The sequence below is a fragment of the Caloramator australicus RC3 genome (genome assembly GCF_000297115.1).
Classification (GTDB): Bacteria; Bacillota; Clostridia; order Clostridiales; family Caloramatoraceae; genus Caloramator; species Caloramator australicus.
The window spans coordinates 1-18,568 of sequence record NZ_CAKP01000138.1 but is presented as its reverse complement, the minus strand read 5'-3'; the positions used below and the strand labels follow the sequence as shown (position 1 = coordinate 18,568).

At 31.7% G+C, this 18,568-nt stretch carries 23 protein-coding genes; 22 read left to right on the top strand and 1 reads right to left on the bottom strand.

Annotated features, from left to right (window positions below):
• The 22 genes from CAAU_RS12710 (at position 1) to CAAU_RS12600 (ending at position 18,136) form a co-directional block, all read left to right on the top strand.
• Positions 1–486 carry a SpoIIIAH-like family protein gene (locus tag CAAU_RS12710; RefSeq protein ID WP_008909837.1) on the top strand — a complete coding sequence of 162 codons (486 nt, stop codon included), beginning with the start codon at positions 1–3 and terminating at the stop codon, positions 484–486.
• A 71-nt stretch (positions 487–557) separates the two neighbouring features.
• Positions 558–944: an Asp23/Gls24 family envelope stress response protein gene (locus CAAU_RS12705; protein WP_008909836.1), complete on the top strand. Its 387-nt coding sequence runs from the start codon at positions 558–560 to the stop codon at positions 942–944.
• A 65-nt stretch (positions 945–1,009) separates the two neighbouring features.
• Positions 1,010–1,543: an alkaline shock response membrane anchor protein AmaP gene (amaP, locus tag CAAU_RS12700; protein WP_008909835.1), complete on the top strand. Its 534-nt coding sequence runs from the start codon at positions 1,010–1,012 to the stop codon at positions 1,541–1,543.
• A 10-nt stretch (positions 1,544–1,553) separates the two neighbouring features.
• Positions 1,554–1,775 carry a DUF2273 domain-containing protein gene (locus tag CAAU_RS12695; RefSeq protein ID WP_008909834.1) on the top strand — a complete coding sequence of 74 codons (222 nt, stop codon included), beginning with the start codon at positions 1,554–1,556 and terminating at the stop codon, positions 1,773–1,775.
• A 9-nt stretch (positions 1,776–1,784) separates the two neighbouring features.
• Positions 1,785–2,207 (top strand): transcription antitermination factor NusB, encoded by a 423-nt coding sequence (nusB, locus tag CAAU_RS12690; RefSeq protein WP_242822593.1) that lies wholly within the window; start codon positions 1,785–1,787, stop codon positions 2,205–2,207.
• Positions 2,200–3,123 (top strand): tRNA (adenosine(37)-N6)-threonylcarbamoyltransferase complex transferase subunit TsaD, encoded by a 924-nt coding sequence (locus tag CAAU_RS12685; RefSeq protein ID WP_008909832.1) that lies wholly within the window; start codon positions 2,200–2,202, stop codon positions 3,121–3,123. The genes nusB and CAAU_RS12685 overlap by 8 nt, the downstream gene beginning before the upstream one ends.
• A complete protein-coding gene (locus CAAU_RS12680) occupies positions 3,123–3,971 on the top strand; it encodes a bifunctional 5,10-methylenetetrahydrofolate dehydrogenase/5,10-methenyltetrahydrofolate cyclohydrolase (protein ID WP_008909831.1) in 849 nt (282 codons plus the stop codon). Before CAAU_RS12685 ends, CAAU_RS12680 begins: the two co-directional genes overlap by 1 nt.
• A complete protein-coding gene (gene xseA, locus CAAU_RS12675) occupies positions 3,964–5,238 on the top strand; it encodes an exodeoxyribonuclease VII large subunit (RefSeq protein WP_008909830.1) in 1,275 nt (424 codons plus the stop codon). The genes CAAU_RS12680 and xseA overlap by 8 nt, the downstream gene beginning before the upstream one ends.
• Positions 5,235–5,474 carry an exodeoxyribonuclease VII small subunit gene (gene xseB / locus CAAU_RS12670; protein WP_008909829.1) on the top strand — a complete coding sequence of 80 codons (240 nt, stop codon included), beginning with the start codon at positions 5,235–5,237 and terminating at the stop codon, positions 5,472–5,474. Before xseA ends, xseB begins: the two co-directional genes overlap by 4 nt.
• A 1-nt stretch (position 5,475) precedes the next feature.
• Positions 5,476–6,351, top strand: a complete 876-nt coding sequence (locus CAAU_RS12665) for a polyprenyl synthetase family protein (protein ID WP_008909828.1) — start codon at positions 5,476–5,478, stop codon at positions 6,349–6,351.
• A 9-nt stretch (positions 6,352–6,360) separates the two neighbouring features.
• On the top strand, positions 6,361–6,798 hold the full coding sequence (locus CAAU_RS12660; RefSeq protein ID WP_008909827.1) for a divergent PAP2 family protein: 438 nt from the start codon (positions 6,361–6,363) through the stop codon (positions 6,796–6,798).
• Between the two features lie 1,184 nt (positions 6,799–7,982).
• Positions 7,983–9,839: a 1-deoxy-D-xylulose-5-phosphate synthase gene (dxs, locus tag CAAU_RS12650; RefSeq protein WP_156792100.1), complete on the top strand. Its 1,857-nt coding sequence runs from the start codon at positions 7,983–7,985 to the stop codon at positions 9,837–9,839.
• An 18-nt stretch (positions 9,840–9,857) separates the two neighbouring features.
• Positions 9,858–10,664, top strand: coding sequence for a TlyA family RNA methyltransferase (locus tag CAAU_RS12645; RefSeq protein WP_008909825.1), 807 nt, complete (start codon positions 9,858–9,860; stop codon positions 10,662–10,664).
• A 22-nt stretch (positions 10,665–10,686) separates the two neighbouring features.
• Positions 10,687–11,541: an NAD(+)/NADH kinase gene (locus CAAU_RS12640; protein ID WP_008909824.1), complete on the top strand. Its 855-nt coding sequence runs from the start codon at positions 10,687–10,689 to the stop codon at positions 11,539–11,541.
• Positions 11,542–11,561: 20 nt separating this feature from the next.
• Positions 11,562–12,023 carry an arginine repressor gene (locus CAAU_RS12635; protein ID WP_008909823.1) on the top strand — a complete coding sequence of 154 codons (462 nt, stop codon included), beginning with the start codon at positions 11,562–11,564 and terminating at the stop codon, positions 12,021–12,023.
• The gene (gene recN / locus CAAU_RS12630; protein ID WP_008909822.1) at positions 12,023–13,732 is read left to right on the top strand and encodes a DNA repair protein RecN; all 1,710 of its coding nucleotides are present in this window, start codon (positions 12,023–12,025) and stop codon (positions 13,730–13,732) included. Before CAAU_RS12635 ends, recN begins: the two co-directional genes overlap by 1 nt.
• Positions 13,733–13,893: 161 nt before the next feature.
• On the top strand, positions 13,894–15,108 hold the full coding sequence (spoIVB, locus tag CAAU_RS12625) for a SpoIVB peptidase (protein WP_008909821.1): 1,215 nt from the start codon (positions 13,894–13,896) through the stop codon (positions 15,106–15,108).
• Between the two features lie 136 nt (positions 15,109–15,244).
• Positions 15,245–16,048: a sporulation transcription factor Spo0A gene (spo0A, locus tag CAAU_RS12620; protein ID WP_008909820.1), complete on the top strand. Its 804-nt coding sequence runs from the start codon at positions 15,245–15,247 to the stop codon at positions 16,046–16,048.
• A 59-nt stretch (positions 16,049–16,107) separates the two neighbouring features.
• Positions 16,108–16,638 (top strand): NUDIX domain-containing protein, encoded by a 531-nt coding sequence (locus CAAU_RS12615; RefSeq protein ID WP_008909819.1) that lies wholly within the window; start codon positions 16,108–16,110, stop codon positions 16,636–16,638.
• 87 nt (positions 16,639–16,725) lie between these two features.
• Positions 16,726–17,331, top strand: coding sequence for a stage II sporulation protein M (spoIIM, locus tag CAAU_RS12610; protein ID WP_083852899.1), 606 nt, complete (start codon positions 16,726–16,728; stop codon positions 17,329–17,331).
• A gap of 9 nt (positions 17,332–17,340) precedes the next feature.
• The gene (locus CAAU_RS12605; protein ID WP_008909817.1) at positions 17,341–17,538 is read left to right on the top strand and encodes a hypothetical protein; all 198 of its coding nucleotides are present in this window, start codon (positions 17,341–17,343) and stop codon (positions 17,536–17,538) included.
• Between the two features lie 34 nt (positions 17,539–17,572).
• On the top strand, positions 17,573–18,136 hold the full coding sequence (locus CAAU_RS12600) for a site-specific integrase (RefSeq protein ID WP_008909816.1): 564 nt from the start codon (positions 17,573–17,575) through the stop codon (positions 18,134–18,136).
• A gap of 80 nt (positions 18,137–18,216) precedes the next feature.
• Here the strand turns inward: CAAU_RS12600 and CAAU_RS12595 are convergent.
• The coding region (locus CAAU_RS12595) for a UPF0236 family transposase-like protein (protein WP_192811226.1) at positions 18,217–18,568 on the bottom strand (352 nt) is incomplete at its 5' end.

The following is an 18,568-nucleotide window of genomic DNA, read 5'->3' as shown; positions in this document are numbered from 1 at the left end:
ATGTCTGATGTAAAAAGACAAACTGCTATAATTGCTGTGCTAATAATGTTAATAGCAGTGGCGGGATGGGCAGCCAAGAGATTTAACGATTCAGCTTATTTAACTACAATAGGTAAAAATGCTGAAAAATTAGAAGCTACTAATTATTTTGCAGAAAGCAGGATCACAAGGCAACAGGAAAGAAGCGTAGTAAAACAAGAGCTTGAAAAAATAATAAATAGCCAGGAGGCAACAAAGTCTGCAAAGGAAGCTGCCACAACTAAATTAATGCAGCTTAACGACAGAGCACTTAAGGAGAGCAAGATTGAGACTCTTATTAAAGAAAAGGGATTTGAAGATGCATTATGTTTTATCGATGATAATGGTGTAGAGGTTTGCGTAAGAGCTGATAACCCACTAACAAGTGAAGAGGCTAATCAAATAAAGGATATTATAGTAAAAACTACAGGGATATCGCCATCAAGAATTACTGTAAGACAGAAATAATTTTTACTTGATTTTTTTATTTAATAGTAATAAACTAATGATAAGGATGGATACGACAGGAGGTGTAATTAATGGAAACAGAAATAAATGTGAATGAAATGGGGCAAGTAAAAATAGCTCCTGAGGTTATATCCCTTATAGCGTCTATGGCTGTAAGTGAAGTTCAAGGAGTTTCAGATTTAACTGCTGGCTTTACTGGGGATATGCTTGAAAAGGTAGGTGTTAAATCACCAGGTAAGGGCATAAAGGTTCAATTAGGAGAAAATGAAGTTTTAATAGATGTTTATTTAATCGTTGAATATGGAGTGGTTATTCCTGAACTTGCAAAGGAAGTTCAAAGGAAGGTAAAGCTTTCTGTTGAAACAATGACAGGAATTAATGTAACTCAAGTAAATGTCCATATTCAAGGCGTAAACTTTCAAAAAGAAGTAAAGGATGACGATAAGTTAAAAAAATAACCAAAATTAACCCTCTGCTTGCAGAGGGTTAATTTTGGTTAATTTATGAATAGGGAGTGTTACGAATGAACAGTTTAAACAAATTTTTTCTGTTTTTTTATTTAATAATAACTTCTATTTTAGTTTTTGTCGTAGGGTTGATGCCTTTAAATATTTTATCTAATGATTTTATTGTAAGCTTTGTTAAGGAAGCTAATAAAAATTTTTATGTGACTATTTTCGCCTTTATAGTTTTAGTTATAAATTTAATTGTTTTATTAAATCTTTTTAAGAGGGAAAATTTTAAGCTTGGTGTTTCAAGATATACTTCTGAAGGAGAACTTATTATATCAAATGAAGCTATAAAAGCATTAATTTCGAAATCACTAAGTGACGTAAAAGGATTAAAGGATTTTAAGGTGTTTCTAAAACCCAACAAAGATAAATTAAGTGTAATGATTAAAGCCATAGTATTTCCGGATCACAACATTCCCAATTTAGTATTACAAGTTCAAACGGCTACAAAAACCTACCTAGAGTCTGTTGCTGAGATCCCTGTTGCTGAAGTTAAGGTAATTGTAGATGAAATTGCAAGCAATACGAAGCTTCGAATGGAATAGAGGGATAGTTATGTGGAAAGAATATTTAATCAATTTGTTTAAAAACCATACGGGTAAATTTATAGGAACCCTTTTAGGTTTATTATTTTCTATTCTTGTCCTTGTTATAGGCTTTTTTAAAACTATTTTTATTGTTATTTGCATATTTTTTGGTTATTATATAGGTAAGAAGATAGATAATAATGAAAATCTTCTAAATGACATACAAAATATATTAAACACCTGGAGATAATATGGAGGAATGATCATGGGAAGAAAAAATGCAAGGGAAAAAGCTATGACGTTAATTTACCAGATGGAATTGACAAATTATCCAGCAGATGAGATAATTAGGGACTTTTTTGATAACAATGAATTAAAATTCTCTAATGAAGATATTGAATACATAAAGGATTGCGTTTATGGAGTAGAAAAAAATTTAGCTAAAATTGATGAATTGATTGACAAGCATGCGCATGGGTGGAAACTTAACAGATTAGCTAAGGTGGATCTATCGATAATGAGACTTGCTATATATGAAATAATGGAAAGAGAAGATGTGCCTACTCCGGTTGCAATAAATGAGGCTGTTGAACTTGCAAAGATATATGGAACTGACCAGTCACCGGCATTTATTAATGGGGTATTAGCTAAAGTTGTTGAGGAGATTGGCTTGTATGGTTAGAGTTTTAGGAATTGATACAAGCAATTATACAACTTCAATTGCAGTCGTTAGTGAAAATGGAATAGAATTAGATTCAAGAAAAATTTTAAATGTTAAGATGGGTGAAAGGGGCTTAAGGCAATCTGAAGCCCTTTTTCAACATGTAATGAATTTGCCTACGTTATTTGAAGATTTAAGTTGCAGCAATTTAGATGCTGTTTGTGTAAGCATAGCACCAAGACCTGTGGAGGGGTCATATATGCCCGTATTTAGGGCAGGAGAATCCTTTGGGAGGGTGATATCTGTTACTAATTCAATTCCATTATTTTTTACCACCCATCAAGAGGGACATATTGAAGCTGCAATAAGGACAGCTAATCTCAATTTAAAACGTTTTATAGCTTTACATATTTCAGGAGGAACTTCTGAAGTTTTGATGGTTGATAGATTTATAGATTATACAATAAAAAAGATTGGCGGAACAAGGGATATAAGTATAGGTCAATTTTTAGACAGGATAGGAGTGGCACTTGGATTTGATTTTCCAGCAGGAAAATATTTAGATCAATTAGCTATGGGTGTAAGAAATAGCCCTTTAAGAATACCATCCAAGGTAGATGGATTTGATTTTAATTTTTCGGGGCAAGAGACCTTAGCGTTAAAGTATATAGCTGAAGCTAAATCAAAAGAAGAAATAGCACATGCAGCTATGACTTGTGTAGCTAAAACTTTGGAAAAATTAATAAACAATTTGATAATTGAATATAAATTGCCTATACTTTTATTAGGAGGTGTTGCTTCAAGCGAATTTTTAAGAGGAAGGTTAGAAAAGATCTTTGGTAATAATATTTATTTTTCCAATAAAAGATTTGCTTCAGATAATGCAGTTGGGGTAGCATATATTGGATTAAATAAAATATTAAAGGGGGAAATATAATGGCAGCCTTAATAATAGATTGTAAATCAATAGCTAAAAACATAAGGGAAGAGTTAAAGGTTAAAATTAGACAGTATGAGGATAAGAATGGACAAAAACTATGCTTAGCGACTATTATAGTCGGCGGAGATCCTGCATCTGTCTCTTATGTTAGAAATAAAGAAAAGGTTTGTATTGAGGCAGGACTAAAATCCATTACATATGAATTGCCTGAAAGTACCTCGGAAAAAGAACTACTCGATTTGATTAAAAAATTGAATGATGATGAAACTGTTCATGGGATTTTGGTCCAAGTTCCATTGCCAAAACATATTGATGAAGACAAAATAGCTAATGCAATAGCAGTAAATAAGGATGTTGATTGTTTTAACCCTATCAATGCAGGAAAACTTTATAGAGGGGAAAGATGTTTAATGCCCTGCACTCCTAAAGGCATACTAAGAATTTTAAAGGAAATGCAAATTGAAATAAAAGGTGCAAGGGCTGCAGTAGTTGGAAGAAGCAATATCGTTGGAAAGCCAGTTGCTGCTTTGATGCTCCACAATGATGCAACAGTAACTATTTGCCATTCTAAGACTAAAAATTTAAAGGATATTTTGTTAGAATCAGACATTGTTATAAGTGCTGTTGGTAAACCTAAATTGATAACTGCAGATATGATTAAAGAAGGTGCTGTAGTCATTGATGCTGGAACAACTTTGGTAGAGGAAAAGCTTGTAGGAGATGTGGATTTTGAAAATGTAGTAAAAAAAGCTTCTATGATAACTCCTGTTCCAGGTGGCGTAGGTTCGATGACTACAACAATGCTGATAGAAAACGTTCTGGAGGCAGCGGGAATATATGGATAATTTGATTTTCAGTGTAAGTCAGTTAACAAGATATATAAAAGAAGTGTTTGACTTTGATGAAGTGCTAAATGATGTAATAGTAAAGGGAGAAGTATCAAATTTTAAATTACATTCTTCAGGACATATGTATTTTACTTTAAAAGATAATGAAGCAAAAATAAAATGCGTTATGTTTAAGGGATATAGTTCTAGACTAAAATTTATGCCAGAGGATGGGATGAACATAATTGCCTATGGTTCTGTGACTGTATATGAGAGGGATGGGCAGTACCAGCTTTATTGTAGCAAGTTGGAACCCGATGGGTATGGAAGCCTTTATCTTGCATTTGAACAATTGAAGGAAAAATTACTAAAGGAAGGACTTTTTGATGAAAAATACAAGAAGAAACTGCCAGTTTTCCCAAGAAAGATTGGAGTAGTAACATCTAGCACAGGTGCTGTCATTAGAGATATTATTAATGTATCCTCAAAACGCTTTTGTGGAATTAGTATTCTTCTTTATCCTGCAAAGGTTCAAGGAGATGGAGCTGCTGAAAGCATAGTTGAAGGGATAAGATATTTTAATACGCGAGATGACATAGATGTTATAATAATAGGAAGAGGTGGAGGCTCAATAGAGGAGCTTTGGGCTTTTAATGAGGAAATTGTGGCAAGAGCAATATTTGAAAGTAGGATTCCTGTAATTTCAGCAGTGGGACATGAAACTGATTATACAATTGCAGATTTTGTTGCTGATGTAAGGGCATCAACTCCATCCCATGCTGCAGAAATTGCAGTTCCAAGATTTGATGAATTAAAATTTAAGATAAATAGTTATCAAGAAGCTTTATATAGGTCTTTAAAAAACAAAATTAAAGGGAATCAAATGTTTATTGAAACTTTAAATCAAAAGCTTTTAAGCTATTCACCTAACAATTGGATTGTCCAAAATGTCCAGTATATTGATAATTTGCATAATAAACTTATTCATATTGTAACTAGAAAAATTGATGAACAAAAAAGAAAATTGGATTTAGAAAAGACCAAAATTAGTAATATAGGAAAAAATATTTTGTCAAAACGCAAAGGAGATTTTTCTGCTTTGGTTGGTAAGCTGGACGCTTTGAGCCCATTAAAAATATTAACTAGGGGTTATGCCTTTGTTCAAAAGGATGATAATATAGTTAAGAGTATTAATGAAGTAGAAATAGGAGATAAAATAGTTTTACATCTTAATGATGGAAAATTAAATTGCGATGTTCTAGAGAAGATGGAGGTAAATTTATGAAGGAACAGATTAATTTGAACTTTGAAGAGGCGATAAAAAGGCTGGAGGATATTGTAAAAAAATTAGAGAGTGATAGTTTATCTTTAGATGAGTCACTAAAATTGTTTAAAGAAGGAATTGAGCTTTCAGATTATTGCAATAAAAAACTTGATGAAGCTGAAAGACAGATCAATATTATATTGAAGGGTCAAAATGGTGAAGTAACAGAAGAGGAGTTTAAACTCGAGGAGGAATAAGATGGATTTTAAAAAAGCACTTAAAGATAAACAACAACTTATAAATAAAAGGCTTGAAGAACTTCTTTCATATGTTGATGCTCCTCAAATTATTATAGAGGCAATGAAATACAGTTTGTTTGCAGGAGGAAAAAGAATAAGGCCTATTTTATGCATTGCAGTATGTGAGGCTTTAGAGGGGAATTTGGAGGATGTATTGGATATTGCTTGTAGCATTGAGATGATTCATACATACTCGTTAATTCATGATGATTTACCGGCAATGGATAATGATGACTATAGAAGGGGTAAATTAACGAATCATAAAGTTTATGGAGATGCTATTGCGATTTTAGCTGGTGATGGTCTTTTAAATTATGCATTTGAGACATTGCTAAAAGTTATTAAAAGAAAAAATGACAAAAGATTTGTAGATGCGGCCTTCGAGATAGCAAAAGCCAGTGGCATTACGGGAATGATTGGAGGTCAAGTTATAGATATTACTAACGTTGGCAATATTATAGACGAGAATTTATTGGTTTCAATGCATGAAAGGAAAACTGGAAAGCTTATAGAAGCCTCATGTAATGTAGGGGCAATAATAGCAAATAGATACGAATATTTAGAAATAACAAGGGAATATAGTAAAAACCTTGGTGTAGCCTTCCAAATAGTTGATGATATTCTTGATGTTATAGGAGATGAGAAGAAATTAGGTAAAAGTGTTGGAAAAGATGCGAAAAATAATAAACCTACCTATGTAACTTTATATGGTTTGGAAAAATCGCGGGAATTAGCTAAGGAATTTAGTTTGAAAGCTGTAGAACTTGCTAATAAAATAGATAATACAGGATTTCTAAAAGACTTAACAAAATACCTTTTGAATCGTGAAAGTTAGGTGGAAAAAGTGGGTTTGCTTCAAATTCTAAGAAATGAAGTGCTGCTTACAGCTGTTTTAGGATGGTTTGTTGCTCAACTTTTAAAAGTAATCATTGTTTCTATAAAACATAGGAAAATTGATTTATCAAGAATGGTTGGATCAGGCGGAATGCCAAGTTCCCACTCTGCTTTTGTTGTTGCCTTAGCGACAAGAATAGGTTCTTTAAAAGGTTATGATAGTGTTGAGTTTGCTATTGCCTTTTGTTTTGCACTTGTTGTAATGTATGATGCAGCAGGTGTTAGAAGGGCTGCAGGTAAGCAAGCAGAAATTCTGAATAGAATTATCGATGATCTAATGCATAATAAACTAAAACAAGAAAAATTAAAGGAGTTAATAGGACATACTCCGATTGAGGTTTTAGCTGGAGCAATATTGGGGCTAATAATTGGATTATACTATAAATAGGTGGCGCAGTATTCTAGTCGGCTAGTCTATTCTGAAGGCGGGGCTAAAAATCCGCTAAAGGGCACATCGATGAAGTTCCTTGTGCTGGCTCGCTACGCCCAGTGGTGGGTTGGTGCTGGGAGTAAGGGGGATGGGGCGACCGCAATGGCATGCGCAATCGACCCTACCCCCGCGGAGACCCTTGTGCGTGGGGAAACCTACGGCAAGGGATTAAACCTGCAAAGCGGTGTTAAGCTGCGTGCAGCGTAGCCTGCCTTGAGCAAGAATGGTGGAGGATAGATCAGATCCATATTCATAAGGGCCTAAGAATATGGATTATCGCTATAGGAAACCATTTTTGCAAAAGAGGCTAGGAATAGATGATGCCGTCGAGGAAAGCTCCTAGACTGTTCGTTTTGAGGCAGGATGGGGATTGCAGTGTGGACTAAGTGGTAATCTAGCCTCACATTCGGCAACGGTGTGAATTTTCAGTTAAAGGGAAACCGCCTAGGCGGCGACGCCTGGGTCTGAAAATGGGAAAGCCTGCTAGACCTAAGCCGCAAACTTAACTCATCCTGCTGCCACCTAAATTAAATAAAGGTGATGACATGGGGAAAAATAAAAAAATTAAGCTTTATAAGAAAAAAACTAATAATAAGAATAATATTAGATGGATTTTGGTTATTATTTTTTGGACTCTCATTATTTCTTTTGTTATAAATTCCTTAACTGAATTTTTAGTTCCAAATGTAAGCATTTTTAATGCGATCGTCCTATTACTTTTTATAATTTCAATTGGTGTTTTTTTTGATATCATAGGTGTTGCAGTTACTGCTGCTGATGAAGAACCATTTCATTCCTTAGCATCGAGGAAGGTTAAGGGGGCAAGTTGGGCAGTTTATCTTATTAGAAATGCAGATAGAGTTTCAAATTTTTGTAATGATGTTATTGGTGATATAGTAGGTATTATAAGTGGAGCAACTGGTGCTGTAATAGCAGCTAATTTATCAGTTTACGTTTTTTATATAAATAAGTCATTAATAGCATTAATAATAAGTTCAATTATTGCAGCACTGACAATTGGCGGAAAGGCTATAGGAAAAAATTTTGCTTTTACTCAAGCTAACAATATTGTTTTTTACTTTGGATATTTTTTAGAAGGAATACTAAAAAGAAAAAAATCAAAAGAAAAAGAGGTAAGAATAATGGCGGTGCTAGAAAAGGTAAATTATCCTAAAGATTTAAAAAATTTATCTTTAAAGGAATTAAATATTCTATCTAATGAGATAAGAAAATTTTTAATAGATAAAGTTTCTAAAACGGGGGGACATTTAGCATCAAATTTAGGGGTTGTTGAGCTTACAATAGCTTTACATAGGATTTTTGATCTGCCTAAGGATAAGATTGTTTGGGATGTTGGACATCAGTGTTATGTTCATAAGATTTTAACAGGACGTAAGGATAAATTTGATACATTAAGAACGTATGGTGGTTTGAGTGGTTTTACTACTCGAAAAGAAAGTGAATATGATGTTTTTGGTGCGGGTCATAGCAGCACATCTATATCTGCTGCCCTTGGAATTGCCAAGGCGAGGGATTTAAAGGGAGAAAAATTTAATGTTATTGCAGTTATTGGAGATGGTGCTTTAACTGGAGGTATGGCCCTTGAGGCGTTAAATGATGCAGGGGCATCAAAAAACGACCTTATTGTGGTTTTAAATGACAATGAAATGTCTATTTCACAAAATGTTGGAAGTTTGGCTATGTATTTAAGTAAGATAAGAACAAGTCCAAAATATATAACAATAAGAAATGATATAGAGCTTTTAGTAAAAAAAATACCTGCTTTGGGTAATAACATATATAAGTCGATGGAAAAAATAAAAGAGGGAGTTAAACAACTTGTAATACCTGGAATGCTTTTTGAAGAATTAGGATTTACATATTTAGGACCAATAGATGGGCATAATATTGAAAATTTACTTGATGTTTTTCAAAGAGCAAAAAAATTAAAGGGGCCAATATTAATTCATGTTATTACTAAAAAAGGAAAAGGATATATTTATGCAGAGGATCAACCGGATGTTTATCATGGAGTAGGGCCCTTTGAGGTTGCAACTGGAAACAATTTTACTCAATCTAAAATTACATATTCTGAGGTTTTTGGTGAGGAGCTAATTAAACTTGCAAAGGAAGATCAAAGAATAGTCGCTATAACTGCAGCAATGCCTGATGGAACAGGGTTAAAACCCTTTTCAGAACATTTTAAGGACAGATTTTTTGATGTTGGAATAGCAGAACAGCATGCTGCTACCTTTGCAGCTGGGCTTGCAACGCAGGGCTTAAAACCTATCTTTGCTGTTTATTCAACCTTTCTTCAACGAGCATATGATCAAGTTGTTCATGACATTTGTCTTCAAAACTTACCTGTGGTTTTAGCAATAGATAGATCAGGAATTGTTGGAGAGGATGGAGAAACTCATCAGGGAATTTTAGATATATCATTTTTGAGGGTAATTCCAAATTTAACTATAATATCTCCAAAGGATATAGAAGAGTTTAAAATGATGATTAAATGGGCTATAGATTTTAATAGACCAATTGCTATTCGATATCCACGAGGTGGAGATTTAAATGTTCAATTTGAAAAGTATGATGAGATAAACTATGGGAAATGGGAAGAATTAACTATAGGCAAGGATGTATGCATAATATCAACAGGAAGATTAACACAAAACGCTAAATTGGTTATAGAAAAGCTAAATAAACATGATATTTTTCCAACTTTGATTAATGCAAGGTTTATAAAACCATTAGATTATAAATTATTGGATGAGATTTTTAAAGATTACAATATAATTTTTACAATTGAAGATCATTATTTAAGTGGAGGATTTGGTTCTGCAGTTCTTGAATATGCAGCAAAGAAAAACTATAAAGGCAAAATTAGAAACATTGGTTATCCTGATGAGTTTGTAACACATGGGAATATAAGTTTACTTTACAAAAAGTATAATTTGGATATTGAGGGCTTATACAACACTATTTTAAAAGAAATTTAGGAAAAGGGTAAGGTGATTATGAGCAAGGAAAGAATTGATGTATTATTAGTTCACAAGGGGTTTTTCGATACAAGGGAAAAGGCAAGAAAAAATATAATGGCAGGATTGGTATTTGTTGATGGAGTTAGAGTTGATAAAGCTGGGGAAAAGGTGGATATTGATTCAGAAATTGAAATAAAAGGAAACGCAATACCTTATGTTAGTAGAGGTGGACTTAAATTAGAAAAGGCTTTATTAAGTTTCAACATTAACCTAAAAGATAAAGTTACAATTGATATTGGAGCTTCAACTGGTGGATTTACAGATTGTATGCTCAAAAAAGGTGCAAAAAAAGTTTTTGCTATAGATGTTGGGTATGGCCAATTGGCATGGGATTTAAGAAATGACCCAAGGGTTGTAGTTATGGAAAGAACAAATATAAGATATGTAAAACCTGAAGATTTAGGAGAATTTGCCGACTTTGCATCAATAGATGTATCCTTTATATCCCTTAAATTAGTGCTACCTGTGGTAAAAGGTTTATTAAAAGATGAAGGCGAAATAGTTGCATTGATAAAGCCTCAATTTGAAGCAGGAAGGGAAAAGGTTGGGAAAAAGGGAGTAGTAAGGGATCCTGATGTTCATAGGGAAGTGATAAAAGAAATAATCGATTTTGCAAAATCGATTGATTTAACGATAAAAGGATTGCAATTTTCTCCAATTAAAGGTCCGGAGGGGAATATAGAATATCTTCTTTATCTTTCTAAAAATATCGATAACGGCATCGAAAACATAGAATCATTAATAATAAATATAGTAAATGAAGCCCATAGCGAATTAAAATAGATGAAAAGATGGGATGAACATGATGAACATAGCAGTATTAGTAAATAGAACAAAGGATTTCAATTTAACAGTAACAAGAAAGCTTGTTAATTGGTTAATAGAAAGAAATTGTAATATTATTTTAGAAAGGGATATAGCAGGCGAGCTTAACCTAGAAGGATTAGGATATAGTGAAGAAGATATCTTTAAAAGTTCAGACTATTTAGTTGTTTTAGGCGGAGATGGAACCATATTAAATGTTACAAGAAGACAAATTCCTTTTATAAAGCCAATATTGGGCATTAACTTTGGACATTTAGGCTTTATTACGGAAGTCGAAAAAGAGTTTATGTTTGACGCTCTTTCAAAACTTCTAAATTATGATTTTAAAATTGAAAGAAGAATGATGTTAAAGGCACAAATTTACAGAGAAGAGCAACTAATAAAGGAGCTTTATAGTCTAAACGATATCTGTATCACTAAAGGAACATTATCAAGAATAATTGAACTTGATACATTTATAGATGATAAGGTAATGGAAACATATAGGGGAGATGGCCTTATCGTTTCTACTCCTACAGGTTCAACTGCCTATTCCCTTTCTGCAGGAGGACCAATCGTTTATCCTGAGCTTGATATTATTGTTGTTACCCCTATATGTCCACATAGTTTAAATTCAAGGTCAATAATAATAGGGAGCAATAAAACTTTAGAAATAAATATTGTAAGTGCAAATGAAGGTGTTTGCCTAACCGCCGATGGCCAATTAGGATTAGAACTTGAAAGAGGGGATAGGGTATTGATAACAAAGGCTCCTTATGACGCAGAGTTTATAAAACTTTACAATAGAAGTTTTTTTGAAGTTTTGCAAAAAAAATTAAAGGAATTTTCCAGCTGAGGGAAGAAAGGGGTTTTATTATGAAAATTACCAGACATTCAAAAATACTAGAAATAATAACCCAAAAAGATATTGAGACTCAAGAAGAACTTGTTGATGAATTAAAAAAAGAGGGATTCGATGTTACTCAAGCTACAGTTTCAAGGGACATTAAAGAACTCAAGCTTATAAAGGTGCAAACAAAGGATGGAAAATATAAATATGCTCCCTTTTCGTATCAAAACAATGCACTTTATGATAAACTTGTTAGTATCTTTTCACAAACTGTTTTAGATATAGACTGTGTTGGAAATATGATAGTGATTAAAACATTATCAGGTTCAGCTTCAGCCGCAGCAGAGTCTATTGATTCTTTGAAATTTGATGGAATAGTTGGGACAATAGCGGGGGACAATACAATATTTGCTCTTGCAAGAACTAACGAAAAGGCTCAGGAGATTGCTCTGAGGATGAAAAGGATTTTAAATAAGGAGGTAGATTAATGCTCCTTGAGTTATATATAAAAAACTTTGCCTTAATAGATGAGGTAAAATTAGAATTTTCCAACAATTTAAATATATTAACAGGAGAAACTGGTGCTGGAAAATCAATTATAATAGATAGTATTAATTTTCTTTTGGGAGAAAAACAAAATAAAGATATAATAAGAAGAGGCAAGGATTTTGCTTATGTAGAAGGCGTATTTTTATGTAATAATGAAAAACTTCAAGAAGAATTGAGGAATTTCGGAATTGATTTTGACGAACATGTAATAATTTCCAGGGAAATTAATATTAATGGAAAAAATATATCCAGGATAAATGGTAGGACGATAACTGTAAACTTTTTAAAGCAAATAGCTCAATATTTAATCGATGTCCATGGACAGCATGAACATCAGTCCCTTTTAAATGAAGAAAATTATATTTACATATTAGATTCTTTTTATTCTGGTGAGGAACTTAGTTCTATTAAAATAAAATATGTAGAACATTATGAAAAATTTAATAAAATAGACAAAAAAATAGAAGAGTTAAAAAGAGATGAACAATATAAGCTTCAAAAATTAGATATTTTGTCTTTTCAAATTGATGAAATAGAAAGAGCTAATTTAAAAATTGGAGAAGAGGAAGAACTTATTAAAAGAAGAAATTTACTTTCAAATGCTGAGAAAATTTATTCTTCATTAGCAAATGCTTATGAAAGTCTTTATCAAAAAAGTGAAGGCTATTCTGCATTTGATGAAATTTCCTTTAGCCTTTCCCAAATAGATAACATAAGTAAATTTGATGATTCCTACCAAAATTTAAAAAGGGATTTGGAGGATGTTTATTATAGGCTTGAAGATATAATAGATAGATTAAGGGACTTTAAAGAAAAAATCGAATTTAATCCAGATGAATTGAACTTAATTGAAGAAAGGCTGGACTTAATTAATAGGCTTAAAAGAAAATATGGAAAAAGTATTGAAGAGATAATGGAATATTATGAAAAAATAAAAGATGAATATGAAAATATAGAAAACAGTGAAAAAATAATAGACGAGCTATTGAAGGAACGTGAAGAATGCTTCAATAAGTTAACTCATTATGCTGATATGTTGACTAAATTAAGAAAAGAAGCAGCAGAAAATCTATCTAGAAGGATTGAAGAAGAATTAAGATATTTAGGTATGGAAAGAGCTAAATTTTTTGTTTGTGTTAATGAAATGGATAAATTTTCACAAAACGGTAAAGATGAAGTTCAGTTTCTTTTTAGCGCCAATCCAGGTGAATCTTTAAAAAAATTAAATAAAGTTGCATCAGGTGGAGAAATTTCAAGAATTATGCTAGCTATAAAAACAGTTATTGCAGATATAGATGAGATTCCAACTCTAATTTTTGACGAAATTGATACGGGAATAAGTGGAAGAACTGCCCAAGCAGTTGCTGAGAAAATGTGCCTTATTTCAAAAACTCATCAAATACTTTGTGTTACTCACTTACCTCAAATTGCTGCAATGGCAGACAAACATTTTGTAATTAATAAGGAGACAAGTGATGAGAAAACGACAACAACTGTTCATCACCTTAATGATAACGAAAAGGTTAATGAAATCGCGAGAATGGTCGGTGGGGCGATTGTAACAGAATTAACTATAAAACATGCTAAGGAAATGATTGAAATAGCGAATAGATTGAAACAAACAATAAAGGCTAGTGGAAGAATTTAATATCTTCTACTAGTCTTTTTTAATTTTATAGATAAAATAGACATTGTCCAAGAATGCCCAATATGACAGTATTATTCTAGTATATATGGACAATAAAAAGGTTAATTTAGATATAGAGAAAGGAAGGTGAGAGGAATAAAAAGGAATAAGGAGTGATAAATTTGAAATGTTTGAAAAGCTTAAAACAAAAGTTTATATATATAACTTTATTCCTATCCTTAATAATAGTAAGTGAAATTTTATATATGCCTTCTACTATAAATGCTACAGAAAACGAAATATCAAGTGAATTTCTTTATAAAAATGTTTTAAAGAATAAATATTTATTTAAAGTAGAGGGGAATATAAATAAAAATCAACCCAAAATTGATTTTAAGATAAAGTTGTTAGGGTTAATTCCAGTTAAAACAATGACGGTAAATGTTACTCCTGAAATTAGGCTATTTCCAGGTGGACAGCCGATCGGAGTTAAGATATATAGTTATGGCCTAATAGTAGTAGGCTTTTCGGATATAGAAACCAGTGAAGGATTTAAACAAAGTCCTGCTGCAATAGGTGGCGTTGAGATAGGAGATCTTATAATAGAAGCTGAAGGCAAGGAATTAGAAAACGTATATGACCTTCTAAGTATTGTTAAAAACTCAAAAGGAGAAGAAATAAAGCTAAGAATAAAAAGAAAAGGAGATATTAAAATCATAAAATTAAAGCCTATAAAGGCAAAAAACAATGATTATAAAATAGGATTGTGGGTTAGAGATTCAACTTCAGGCATAGGAACATTAACCTATTATGATCCTAAAAACAAAAATTTTGGAGCTTTAGGACACCCTATAAATGATGTTGATACAGGGATGCTATTTCCGTTAAAAAAGGGAAAGATATATGATGCCAATATAATAGCAATAGAACAAGGACTTAGAGGCAAACCAGGAGAATTAAAGGGGATATTCATGGATGATTCTTCATTAGGGGAAATTGAAAAAAATACTGTTTGTGGTATTTACGGAAGATTGTTAAAAGTTTATAATAATAATATATACGAAAATCCGATGCCAATAGCACATCAATATGAAGTTAAGGAAGGACCGGCTACAATTTTAACAACTTTAGACGGAAATACAGTTAAGGAGTATGATATTGTAATAGAAAAAATTATTCAACAAACAAAACCAAGTCCTAAAAGCATGATAATTAGAATAGTAGATCCTGAGCTTTTAGCAAAAACTGGAGGAATTGTTCAAGGGATGAGTGGTAGCCCAATTTTACAAAATGGGAAAATAGTAGGGGCAATAACCCATGTTTTTATTAATAGACCTGATATGGGATATGGAATATATATAGAATGGATGCTTAAAGAACAAGGGTATGATTTATAGTCCCCTTAATTTTTTTAACAGTTTTTTTTCATTTTATTTCAATTTTTAAAAAATTTTTTAATTTGTTAGCAGGATTTTTATTTCATTTGTCGAATAGATATATTGTTAGATAATGGAAATGTGAGGGGGTTATTCGATGGAGGATAGAAAAATAAAAATAGTAATTGCAGACGATAACAAAGAATTTACAACAATTCTCAGTGAATACCTTAGAACTCAAGAGGATTTTGATGTGGTTGGTGTTGCAAAGGATGGAATTGAGGCAGTTAAGCTTGTAGCAGCTAACAAACCGGATGTTTTAGTTTTAGACATAATAATGCCTCATTTGGATGGATTGGGTGTTTTGGAAAAGTTAAATTCGATGGATGATATTCCAATGCCTAAGGTAATAATTTTATCTGCAGTTGGGCAAGATAAGATTACTCAAAGGGCTATTAACTTGGGAGCAGAATATTACGTAGTTAAGCCCTTTGACATGGATATATTTAGCAAAAGAATCAGACAACTATTTGCATCTTCAGGATCAGCACCAGAAGTAAGGAGAACTAATGTTAGTGTATCAGAAACGATACATATAAATAATTCAAATTCTTTAGAAGCAGAAATAACAAATATTATACATGAAATAGGGGTTCCAGCTCATATAAAGGGGTATTTATATTTGCGTGAGGCAATACAAATGGTTGTAAATGATATAGAGTTATTAAGTGCAGTAACAAAGGAATTATATCCGTCAATAGCTAAGAAATATAATACAACAGCAAGCAGAGTTGAAAGGGCTATAAGACATGCCATTGAAGTTGCTTGGTCAAGAGGAAAAGTGGAAACGATTAATAAAATTTTTGGATATACAGTTCATAATGACAAGGGAAAACCGACAAATTCAGAATTTATAGCCATGATTGCTGACAAATTAAGATTAAAACAGAAACTTGGATAAAAAATAGGCTATTCCGAAAGGAATGGCCTTATTAATGTAGTTCTAAAGAGGTGTTATATATGAATTTTTATGAAAAAACAATAGAATCTGAGGTAAAGTATAAGGGAAGGATTTTGAGTGTAAGGAAAGATAAGGTATTATTGCCTGATGGAAAAGAGGCAACAAGGGAGATTATTCAACACAATGGAGGAGTAGGTGTTGTTGCTATAACAGATGAAGGGAAGATATTGCTTATAAAACAATTTAGAAAGCCTACAGAGGAAGTTTTGATAGAAATACCTGCAGGTAAGCTTGAATTTAATGAAGATCCTGAAGCATGTGCGATAAGGGAGCTTGAGGAAGAAACGGGAAAAATTCCAAAATCAATAAAATTATTGACTAAATTTTATCCTTCGCCAGGATATTCTTCTGAAATACTTTATATTTATTTTAGTGATAAATTAGAAAATGGGAAGGTTAACTTAGATGAAGGGGAACATGTTGAGACTTTTGAAGTGACATGGGAGGAAGCACTTAACATGATAAAAACAGGAGAAATCAAGGATGCAAAAACAATTATTGGTATATTACTAGCTAAAGATTATATTTAATCATTTTACCCCCCTTTTTCACATATATTATTGTAGGGAACATTTAATAAAGGGGGGGTTGTTACGAGAAAACGAGTAAATTATAAAATATATACAAATATTAAGGACAACCTATGGATTTATTTTATAATAACCCTAATGTTTACCTTTGGTATCGCATTAGGAGCTTTAAGTGCAAAGGGAATTAATTACACAGAAAAACAGGAACTTGTAATGTATTTAAATAATTTTTTTCAGGTAATTAATAAGGAAAATACTAATAGTTTTATAATATTTTTGAAACTTTTAAAGAATAATTTTATAATAATTTTTATATTATGGATTTTAAGCTTGACATATTTAGGGTTAATTTTTTCAAATTTAGTATCTCTTTTTAAAGGATTTATTATTGGCTTTAATGTAGCCTTTATACTTCAAGCCTTTGGGATGAAGGGATTTTTATTTATACTATTATCATTTTTACCACAAAACTTATTTTATGTCCCTGCCTATTTATTTATTTGCTCCTTTAGTTTTGTTTATAGCTTAAACTTAATTAAAAAACATAGTAATTTTAGAAACCAAAATGATGTTATAGGATATTCTTTTAACATTTTAGCTTTGTTTTTCATTATATTTATTGGCAACATATTAGAATCCTTTGTGATAACAAAGATTATTAAAGCATTATCTACATATTTAGTAATTCAGTAAGGTGATGGAATGAAAAAAATAAAATTGTTTTTAAAGATACTAATTATTATATTGACAATTGGTGTTGTATTTCCTCTCCTTATAAATTCAATATTGGTAAAAAATCATAACATCAATAAAGATGATGCTATCTTTGTTGTAAACTATGGCTTGGATGATAAAGGGCTGTTAGATATAGTAAAAAAAATAATAAATATTCCTAGATAGATGTATTTAAATCTAAAATAAAGGGGATTTTACGATGGAAGAGTTGTTAAAGGAGTTTAATGTATTTTTAAAGAACAAAAGATTATCGGAAAATACATTGGAATCTTATGTTAGAGATATTAAAAATTTTTTGATGTATTTGGAAGAAAATAATTTAGATTATAAGAATATTAAAAAGTCGAATATTATAGCATATTTTTTAAATATGCAAAAAAGGGGCAGAGCAACTTCGTCTATCTCAAGAAGCTTGGCAGCAATTAGATCCTTTTATAGGATGCTTTATAAAAAATCATTAATTCAATCGGATCCTACTTTAGAGATTGAAACCCCTAAAATAGAAAAAAAGCTTCCATCTATTTTATCCTTAGAAGAAATTGAAATGTTACTTGCAATGCCTAAAGGAGAAGATTTTAAAGCAATAAGGGATAAAGCAATGCTTGAAGTTTTATATGCTTCGGGTATTAGGGTCTCAGAAATAATAAATCTTAATGTAGATGATGTAAATTTAAAATTGGGATATTTAAGATGTAATGGCAGCAAAGAAAGGATTATACCTTTGGGGAAAATAGCATTACAATCCCTAGAAAAATATAGATAGTGTCAAGATATTGTAGGTTAATTTTTATAGACAACCCCTTAAATTAGCTAGTTTCAAGGCGTTTGTTAAATTTAAAAAACTTAAATTATATTTTCATATTTTATTGATTTTAATATCCTGTAAATTGGCGTTACTTTCCCTATGTTCAATATCGTTATATTATTCATAACTTCACGTGAAGATTTATTTATCTTTCTTATCGCTTCTTTTATTTTCTTCTTACTTACCTTGAAGGCTTTTTCATCTTCCTTAAACACACTTATTTCCCTTAAATTTCCTCCATTCTTGCTAAATACCCTTAGCTTTGCCATTATCTTTAATCCTTCCTTGCTCCATCCTAATGGCCTGCTGCTTAATCTCGCCGATAATACATGGCTTACATGCCCTTCTGCGCTGCATCCTATTACATCATCGTCATCTTTATATATTTCT